The organism is Paraburkholderia sp. SIMBA_027, from assembly GCF_046535315.1.
GTDB lineage: Bacteria > Pseudomonadota > Gammaproteobacteria > Burkholderiales > Burkholderiaceae > Paraburkholderia > Paraburkholderia tropica.
The window spans coordinates 1-267 of the sequence record NZ_JAWRWY010000712.1 but is presented as its reverse complement, the minus strand read 5'-3'; the positions used below and the strand labels follow the sequence as shown (position 1 = coordinate 267).

Sequence of the window (267 nt, the reverse complement as noted above, 5' to 3'; positions counted from 1 at the left end):
AGGAAAAGCAATGTCAGAATTTTTGCCTTTTTCGCGACCAGCAATGGGCGTGGAGGAACTCGCTGCAGTTAAAGAGGTTCTCGAATCCGGTTGGATCACAACCGGTCCGCAGAATCAGGCGCTTGAGCAAGCTTTTTGCCAGTTGACGGGAAATCAGCATGCCATCGCGGTCAGTTCAGCCACCGCCGGAATGCATATCACGCTAATGGCGTTGAAAATTGGCAAGGGCGATGAAGTGATTACGCCTTCCCTGACCTGGGTTTCAAC

At 51.7% G+C, this 267-nt stretch carries 1 protein-coding gene; it reads left to right on the top strand.

Annotation, left to right across the window (positions count from 1 at the left end):
- The coding region (locus SB764_RS40890) for a DegT/DnrJ/EryC1/StrS family aminotransferase (RefSeq protein WP_410866883.1) at positions 1 to 267 on the top strand (267 nt) is incomplete at both ends.